Genomic DNA, 968 nt, shown 5'->3' with positions numbered 1-968 from the left:
ATTCGTATTTTCCAGAAAAGTACATCTGGAAAATCTCCACCTTTCCCTTGACTTCACTCACACCCCCTAGGCGTAGCATAGACCGGTATTACGAGTTTCGGGGCTAAACTAAATTTGACAATTCCATGATCCATTGCTCGGGCAGTCAATTTTCAACCACACCAATTGCTGTTGTATAAAGGGTTGCTCATGATATTCATTGTGATGAATAACTTGAGGGTACAAACCAAGAATACTCTCAACAGCTGTTGTTTTCCCAACTCCACTCGCACCTATGATTGCGAAGCCTTCTGCATTACTACGTATAGACTTCAGATTTTCCATCCCATCTTCTATTTCTTTTACAGTAAAATCTTTAAATCCAGCTTGCAATTGACGCTTATACTCCGCACGAATCGGATTACGTGATGAGTAGCCATTTCTAATCATCCTTGAAAAACGTTCCGCTAGATCTAATTGAATGAGGTGTGGCACGATTAAATGCTTGATGGTTTGAGCAAGCTCTTTTCGAATCTCCGGACTGAAATTTCGATCAGAGGAACGATAAGCCGGTCTGCGTTCAACCAAAGAGGCAACTGCCTCTTTATCCATAATAGGGGGCAACGCCTCAATAAAGGCATTATGTGAATACATTGGTATAACCGATTCATGATACACCGCAATTTCCTTACGCCCCTTGAAAACGCCCATGTTAATCATCTCCTCGATTTTTATGTCTATTTCTTAGAAAATCCAAGTTACTTTTGTTTTTTTCAACGTTAGATGGACTATCCAAGGCTATCGGTACAACCTCAGCACGTTTGCTACCTAATTCTGTAGCTTTATTTCTTGCTTTTCGTAAATTAGTTTCATTTATTCTTTCGAGTTCATCAACGCGATTCTGTTTGATTTTGTAGCCGCTCGCGCTGTTTGACGGTGAATGAGCGGTTTTTTGTTATCCGCATTGACGAAGGATTTTGTCAATGATT

At 40.4% G+C, this 968-nt stretch carries 1 protein-coding gene; it reads right to left on the bottom strand.

The window, feature by feature from the left end:
* Positions 1–108: 108 nt before the first annotated feature.
* Positions 109–690: a hypothetical protein gene (locus tag ATW55_RS13715; RefSeq protein ID WP_067719041.1), complete on the bottom strand. Its 582-nt coding sequence runs from the start codon at positions 688–690 to the stop codon at positions 109–111.
* Between the last annotated feature and the right edge of the window lie 278 nt (positions 691–968).

The organism is Ferroacidibacillus organovorans (genome assembly GCF_001516615.1).
Classification (GTDB): Bacteria; Bacillota; Bacilli; order Alicyclobacillales; family SLC66; genus Ferroacidibacillus; species Ferroacidibacillus ferrooxidans_B.
The sequence above is the reverse complement of the archived record's forward strand: the minus strand, read 5'-3'. Positions and strand labels throughout refer to the sequence as shown.

Bases quoted from the DNA above. Each gene is read 5' to 3' on its own strand.
- ATW55_RS13715 (WP_067719041.1), bottom strand. From the start codon at position 690: ATGGGCGTTTTCAAGGGGCGTAAGGAAATTGCGGTGTATCATGAATCG.